This window comes from Collinsella sp. OM06-18AC, assembly GCF_003438785.1.
Taxonomy (GTDB): domain Bacteria; phylum Actinomycetota; class Coriobacteriia; order Coriobacteriales; family Coriobacteriaceae; genus Collinsella.
On the sequence record NZ_QSTX01000022.1, the window covers coordinates 1 to 6,763 of the forward strand.

7 protein-coding genes and 1 pseudogene are annotated in these 6,763 nt (G+C 48.7%); all 8 read left to right on the plus strand.

The features are described 5' to 3' along the window. Positions 1-419: 419 nt before the first annotated feature. The 8 genes and pseudogenes from DXB86_RS09660 (at position 420) to DXB86_RS09695 (ending at position 6,619) form a co-directional block, all read left to right on the plus strand. On the plus strand, positions 420-1,208 hold the full coding sequence (locus tag DXB86_RS09660) for a GntR family transcriptional regulator (RefSeq protein WP_117736957.1): 789 nt from the start codon (positions 420-422) through the stop codon (positions 1,206-1,208). 8 nt (positions 1,209-1,216) lie between these two features. Continuing rightward, positions 1,217-1,921 carry a GntR family transcriptional regulator gene (locus tag DXB86_RS09665; protein ID WP_055287651.1) on the plus strand — a complete coding sequence of 235 codons (705 nt, stop codon included), beginning with the start codon at positions 1,217-1,219 and terminating at the stop codon, positions 1,919-1,921. A gap of 214 nt (positions 1,922-2,135) precedes the next feature. After that, positions 2,136-2,552, plus strand: a complete 417-nt coding sequence (locus DXB86_RS09670) for a PTS sugar transporter subunit IIA (protein ID WP_117736958.1) — start codon at positions 2,136-2,138, stop codon at positions 2,550-2,552. Positions 2,553-2,565: 13 nt separating this feature from the next. Further along, positions 2,566-3,027 (plus strand): annotated as a pseudogene (locus tag DXB86_RS09675) (PTS sugar transporter subunit IIB). 27 nt (positions 3,028-3,054) lie between these two features. Continuing rightward, on the plus strand, positions 3,055-3,840 hold the full coding sequence (locus DXB86_RS09680) for a PTS sugar transporter subunit IIC (protein WP_055310757.1): 786 nt from the start codon (positions 3,055-3,057) through the stop codon (positions 3,838-3,840). Further along, positions 3,827-4,657 (plus strand): PTS system mannose/fructose/sorbose family transporter subunit IID, encoded by an 831-nt coding sequence (locus tag DXB86_RS09685; RefSeq protein ID WP_055310758.1) that lies wholly within the window; start codon positions 3,827-3,829, stop codon positions 4,655-4,657. The genes DXB86_RS09680 and DXB86_RS09685 overlap by 14 nt, the downstream gene beginning before the upstream one ends. A 48-nt stretch (positions 4,658-4,705) precedes the next feature. After that, entirely contained in the window at positions 4,706-5,704 is a 999-nt protein-coding gene (locus DXB86_RS09690) for an SIS domain-containing protein (RefSeq protein WP_055310759.1), read from the plus strand. A gap of 30 nt (positions 5,705-5,734) precedes the next feature. Next, positions 5,735-6,619 carry a PfkB family carbohydrate kinase gene (locus DXB86_RS09695; protein ID WP_117736959.1) on the plus strand — a complete coding sequence of 295 codons (885 nt, stop codon included), beginning with the start codon at positions 5,735-5,737 and terminating at the stop codon, positions 6,617-6,619. The last annotated feature ends 144 nt before the right edge of the window (positions 6,620-6,763 follow it).

A 6,763-nucleotide genomic window follows, 5' to 3' on the forward strand; every position in this document is an offset into this window, starting at 1 on the left:
ACCACCCGCTCACCACGCGTCGCTACTACCACCAGATGAACTACTAAAGCAGCTTTCAGCGGTCGTTATTTTGCTCGGAAATAATTCGTTATGTTGCGTTCGTAAAACAATGCAAACAAATGTCGCAGTCTCGTTCTAGGGAGCCATGCCGTAGCTGGCCGCTTGAGGTCGTATTTGCTTGGACTCGACCATGCGGCTCGTTGGCATTTCACGGTAGCGACTTCAAGGCGAAATGGGGCATTTTTGCCAAATGCCCCTCTTGTTTGCGCCACAAGTGGCATTCGACACCTTCATATGGAGTGTTTGATATTGTAGACGGTTCAAAAATAAGATTGAACCGTCTATTTCTTTCAAAATAATACGTAATAGGTTATCTTATAACGTATAGAAGTTTCATAGAATGTTATACGGAGAACGTTATGATTAACCCGACTAGTGCTGTGCCGCTATATGTACAAGTAGCTGATGATTTGCGCCGCCGTATTGAGATGGGCGAGTTTTCCGAAAGTGGCGTGTTGCCTAGCGAAAATGGTTTTTGCGAAGAATACGAGGTTAGCCGTGCGACGATACGGAAGGCAATTCAAACTCTTGTGGATGACGACGTGCTTGATACGCGTCATGGCAAGGGCACATTTATCCGGCAGCCTAAAATCGTCTCGAGCTTGAGCACGTTTAAGGGTTTCACTTATTTTTGCCATGAAAATAATATCGAAACCTCGTCTCGTGTTCTCGCTCTTCAGGAGGTCGAGCCGCCCGTTGCCGTCCGTCGTCATTTGCGAATGGAAGAGAATGAATCTGCGGTTTACCTCAAACGCGTGAGGTCAATTAACCACATAAATGCAATGATTGAACATATTTATCTTCCAGTAAAGAACTTCGGGTTTTTACTGGGTGTCGATATGGAGAACGCATCACTTTATGAAACGATTGAGAGAGAGACGGGGCTGCGACTAGAGGATAATTGTTTCCCGTCTATTGTGCTTGAAGCAGGGCTTGCTACGGATGAGGAGAAGCGCATCCTTAATATCGCAGGAGAAGCTGCGATGTTTATATTGAGTGAGACCGTTTATATGAGCACTGGTAAGCCAGTGCACTTTACTAAGCAGGTGATGTTGGGTGATTATTTCAAATACTTCTTTTCGATTAAGGCTAATCAACTCGGCATCAATTGGCGGGGACTTGAAGCCGTTAAGTGTAGAAAGCAATAGGTTGAATAATGGTTAAAGTGGAGAGCGCTGTTCCATTGTATAAGCAGATCGTTCACGATCTTGTGAGTCGAATAGAAAGTGGCGTATATAGCGAAGGGGATAAGCTTCCTACTGAGACGGAGCTTATGGAGGAATATGGCGTTAGTCGTATTACTGTTCGATCGGCAATCAAGGAACTAGAGGATGCCGATATCGTTGAGCGCACGCGAGGGAAAGGGACTTTTGTTACCACGACACGCAATGCCTATGCAGCCGATGACCAGGAAAGCTTCACCCATTCCTGCATTCAAGAAAATAAAAAGCCTTCTACCGTAGTGCTCGAAGTAGCTTGGATTTATCCTACGCTGCGCGACGTGCGTTTTCTTCAGGTCCAGGAGGACGAGAATATTCTTCAGACTAGACGTTTGCGCTTAGTCGATGGCGTGCCAACGATGTTGGAAACCAATAGCTACACTCCTTCTCTTGCCTTTTTGGAACATGAAGATTTATCGGGTTCTCTACTTGAGGTGCTGGGAAGACGCCATATCGAACTTGGCAATAACGAGCGAACGTTGCAGGTGTGCTTTGCAAGTGCTTACGAGGCAGAACATTTGAATGTAAAGCCGGGATCTGCCCTTTTATTATTTGTAGATAAGCGTTGCAGCGCGCAGGGAGTGCCATTGTTTATTTCGCGGCAGGTGTACTGCACTGAGCGCTTAAAGTTTTATCTCTAGCGAAAGCCAAACCCCGGATCTTTCTTAACCGAATAACAAGAGATTGAAAACGCCCCGACAAAGGGGCGTTTTTTTGCCGTTTACGGGCGAATTATTACCGCTTAGGAAGCTTGATTGATCTGTCTTGACAAAGCGAAAGTTTCGAGGATACTGTAGATAACAATACAAAATATAACGTTCTATTAACAGATGATTGACTGAGATTGGGAGATAAATGAGGAAGTTGCTCTTGGCCAGCCATGGGCCACTTGCTAGAGCGATGCGTGAAACGCTCCAGCTATTTTGCGGTGAAGATCCTCGCGTTAAGGTGCTATGCGCATATGTCGATGAGGACACGATGGATGTAAACGAGTTGATAGATTTTTGGGACCGTTCTCGCGACCCAGCAGACCAGTGGATTGTCATCACTGATGTCTATGGTGGGTCAGTGAATAACGCTTTTATGGAAAGGTTGGGTGACGATTCTCTAAGGCTCATTGCCGGCATGTCGCTACCACTAGTGCTCGAAGTGTTTTCGAAATTGAGCACACTTGATGACGCCGAGCTCGCTGCATTGGTTTCAAGTGTCCGCCAAAAGGGCACATGCCTATGTTCGCTGCCAAATTCGGTAGAACAAGACGAGGATTTTTGAGAAAGGAACAAAGATGATTAAGCTGCTGAGAGTTGACCATCGCTTGCTTCATGGTCAGGTTGCCATGACTTGGACGCAAGAGCTTGACACCAATTGAATTTTGATTGCCTGCGATGCGGTTGTGAAAGATGACGTGCGCAAGACGACGCTTAAGCTGGCACGTCCGGCAGGCGTCAAATTGGTTATCAAATCGGTCGATGATTCTATCGAGGCTCTTAGGAGCGGTGTGACCGATAAGTACCGTTTGTTCATTGTCGTTGAAAGCATCGAAGATGCTTACCGCCTGGCAAAGGGCTACAGCGAAATCGAGCATATCAACATTGGAGGAACGAAGCCGCGTGAGGGTGCAGATGTACGCCTATCTTCAACGGTTTTCGCTACCGATCGCGACGTGGAGCTTCTACATGAGCTCAGTGATGCCGGAATCGAGGTGGAGATCAGGCAGGTACCTAGAGACGAGAAGATTTTGATTTAAGCACATACAATAGAAAGGGGATCCCTCATGTTGACTCAAGCGATCCTTATCGGCCTCGTCGCAATGTGCGTGACATTTGAGTGGGCACTTGGCACTTGCCTTGCTTCTCGCCCGATTGTCACGGGCGTCCTCATCGGTCTTGTGATGGGTGATTTGCAGACGGGCATTATTGTCGGCGCCACGCTTGAAATGGTGTTCATTGGATCGGTTACCATCGGGGCGGCCGTTCCGCCTGACGTTATCACCGGTGGTATTTTGGGCACTGCCTTTGCAATTTCGACGGGTCAAGGCGCTGAAGTTGCGCTGACGCTCGCTTTCCCGATTGCGTCGCTTTATCTCATCATTGATAACGCGCTTACGCTGATCGTGATGCCGTTTTTCGTCCATAAAGCGGACGACTGCGTGGCAAAGGGCGACCTCAAAGGTATGGAGCGGATGCATCTGCTTGGTGGATTCATCGTCAAATCGCTTCCTCGCTTTTTCGTGTGCTCCCTTGCTTTCTATCTCGGAACGCCGGTTATGAACGCGGTGCTTAACGCAATTCCCGAGTTTGTAAGTAACGGCCTGGTTATTGCGGGTGGATTCATCCCTGCGCTCGGCATTGCACTGCTCGCTTCAATGATTGTCAACAAGCAGACTGCTATTTTCTTCGTGCTCGGGTTTGCGCTCTGTGCCTACATGAGCATTCCAATCCTTGGTATTGCCATCATTGGGCTTTGCCTCGCAGTAATCCTCGTGGTGGTCCAGCCAAACTTCATTGCTCAGACGCCACAGCTTAGTTCGGAAGGGAGCTTCGACGATGACGACTTCTAATGACACCAGTTCCAACAAGATTACAAAGCGTGATCTAAAATCGGTATTTTTCCGTTCGCTTACGATGGAGTACTCCTGGAACTACGAGCGCCAGCAGCACATGGGATACTGCTTCTCCATGCTTCCCATCATTCGTCGCGTGTATAAGAATAAGGATGACCAGGCTGCTGCTGCTAAGCGTCACATGGAGTTCTTCAACACCACTCCTTATGTCTCAACATTAATTCTGGGCATTTCGGCAGCGATGGAAGAGGCAAACGCTAACGAAGAGGATTTTGACGAATCCTCCATCAACAGCGTAAAGGCCGCTCTTATGAGCCCGCTGGCCGGCATCGGTGACTCTCTGTTCTGGGGAACGTTGCGTGTCATCGCCACTGGCTTGGGTGTGTCGCTTGCTATGCAGGGTAACATTCTCGGCCCGCTTCTCTTCCTTGTCGTATTCAATGTTCCGCATTATCTGATTCGTTGGTTCTGCCTTAAATGGGGCTATGGATTCGGAACCAGTTTCTTGAGCAAGATCGAGAAATCTGGTCTTATGCCAAAGCTCACTATGGGGGCTGCAATTCTCGGTCTTATGGTTATCGGCGCTATGGTGCCCAACCTTGTATCGGTCAGCGTGGCTGGTTCTCTCGGTACCGGCGACAGTGCGCAGACTATCCAAAGCATCATCGACGGTATCATGCCGAGCCTGCTGCCGCTGCTTGTGACACTTGGAGTTTACGAACTCGTCCAGCACAAGGTCAAAATTGCTTGGATTCTCGTTATTCTCATGGCGGTTGGTATCGTCGGCTCCTTCTTCGGAGTGTTTGCAATCTAAATGGTTGATTTCGCCGTCTGGCCCAATTGAATTAGAAAGGTATATCTCATGGTTTCATTTGATGAACAGGCAATTCTCGATAACGGTGCTTATATCTACAATCAACGTGCCGAAATTGAACGCATTGCTGACGAAATTTGCGAAAAGGGTTTCGATTCGATTTTCTTCACCTCGTCAGGTGGCTCGCTTGCGATGATGCAGCCGTTTGACTATATGGTTTCTGTTATGTCCGATATTCCCGTCCAGTCCCAAGTTTCGGCAGATTTCCTCACGGTTGGCAATCGGCGCATCGGTAAGGGGACCTTGGCGTTCATGGCGTCCAAGTCGGGCGACACCAAAGAGACGGTCGCGGCGGCAAAGGCGGCAAAAGACGCAGGCTGCACCATTGTCTCTACGCTTGGCGTGGACGGTTCACCGCTTGGTGAACTTTCCGATTATGGAGTGATCTATAAGCAGGGTCGTCCTATGGAGCTCGTGCTGTACCTTCTGATTGGAAAGATTCTCAAGAACAGGGGCTTTTTCGATGACTACGATCGCTTCGCTGATGAGCTTGTGAATCTCCCTGCTGCTCTCGTTTCCGTCGGCAAGAACGCTGACGAGATGGCTCGCGCATATGCTCTGAAGCACAAGGACGACCCGTATCAGATCTGGATCGGTTCTGGCAATCTGTGGGGCCCCACGTATTCGTTTGCCATGTGTGTGCTCGAGGAGTCCCAATGGCTGCGCACCAAATCCGTTACATCGCCTGAGTTCTTCCATGGCACTATCGAACTTGTTGAGCCGGGCGTTTGTGTCGCGCTCGCAATGACGGAGGCGCAGACTAGGCCTCTTGATGAGCGCGTTGCACGCTTCTGTAAGCAATATGCGGATGATTTCACCGTATTCGATACACATGATTATGAGTTGCCGGGTATCAGTGATGAATTCCGCTGGATGCTTTCTCCGGTGGTGCTCAATGCCATTCTCTCGCGTGTGAGCAAGAATTTCGAGGAAATTCGTGACCATTCGCTCGACATCCGCCGTTATTACCGCAAGGTCGAGTACTAATAAAGACCGTACGTGATGGGAGGCGTTGAGGTGAAAATCGCAGCAATTGGTGACAACGTTATTGATCGCTATCTCAACAAAGGCGTTATGTATCCTGGTGGCAATGCCGTAAACGTCGCTGCCCATGCAAGCATGCTTGGCGCACAGGCTGCGTATATTGGGGAGATCGGCAACGACCTGGGAGGGCGAATAATCACCGATGCCCTTTCTTCGCTGAACGTTGACCTTTCGCAATCATCTATGCCTGAAAAAGCGACAACCAAGACTTGCGATGTAAATGTTTACGACGGTGAACGTGTCGAAGTTGGTTACGATACAGGGGCTTGCTGGGCGCACAAAACCCACATCAACGATTCTGATGTCAAGTTTCTTCAGGGATTCGATGCGGTTTTTACCAGCGTCAATGCAAAGCTGCAGGATGATGTGCACCTAGTTCAAGATCTTCCCGCTGTGGCGGTTTACGACTTTTCCGTTAAAGATAAGTATCGAACCGACGCATATTTCGATCTTGTTTGCCCTGCTACAACCCTTGGTCTGTTTTCCTGTTCCGGCGAGAGCGATCAACAGATTCAAGTTCTATTGAAGAGGGCCATAGAGCATGGTTGTCGCTACACGATTGCTACACGGGGATCTACGGGGCCTGTGTTCTTTGACGGTTCCCGATGGTACCAGGGAAATATAAGACCCGTAGATGCGCTTGACACCATGGGCGCGGGAGATTCGTATATCACTGCGTTTGTTGTGAGCTGTCTCTCGCATGGCTGGAGAAAAAAGCAACCGCTCGATGTGGGGATCATTCGGGATGCAATGGAGTTCGCTGCTGACTATTCAGCTAAAAATTGCCTTAAACCCGGCGGCTTTGGATTCGAGCATAAACTCGCCGAGATGAAAGACAGTCAGGTCCCCCTTTCCTAGAAGGGTTTTTATTTAGACTATTAAGTATTAATACGTAACAAAACGACAAGTTGTCATTGGAACGAATTTCGTTCTATTAAACGAAGGGATAATTGCTATGTTCAATTTCGATGAGCCTCGTTACGAGAAGGTTGTGAGCGATGC

Coding starts and splice junctions, on each gene's coding strand:
- DXB86_RS09685 (WP_055310758.1), top strand. CDS start 3,827: ATGACGACTTCTAATGACACCAGTTCCAACAAGATTACAAAGCGTGAT.
- DXB86_RS09660 (WP_117736957.1), top strand. CDS start 420: ATGATTAACCCGACTAGTGCTGTGCCGCTATATGTACAAGTAGCTGAT.
- DXB86_RS09670 (WP_117736958.1), top strand. CDS start 2,136: ATGAGGAAGTTGCTCTTGGCCAGCCATGGGCCACTTGCTAGAGCGATG.
- DXB86_RS09665 (WP_055287651.1), top strand. CDS start 1,217: ATGGTTAAAGTGGAGAGCGCTGTTCCATTGTATAAGCAGATCGTTCAC.
- DXB86_RS09680 (WP_055310757.1), top strand. CDS start 3,055: ATGTTGACTCAAGCGATCCTTATCGGCCTCGTCGCAATGTGCGTGACA.
- DXB86_RS09690 (WP_055310759.1), top strand. CDS start 4,706: ATGGTTTCATTTGATGAACAGGCAATTCTCGATAACGGTGCTTATATC.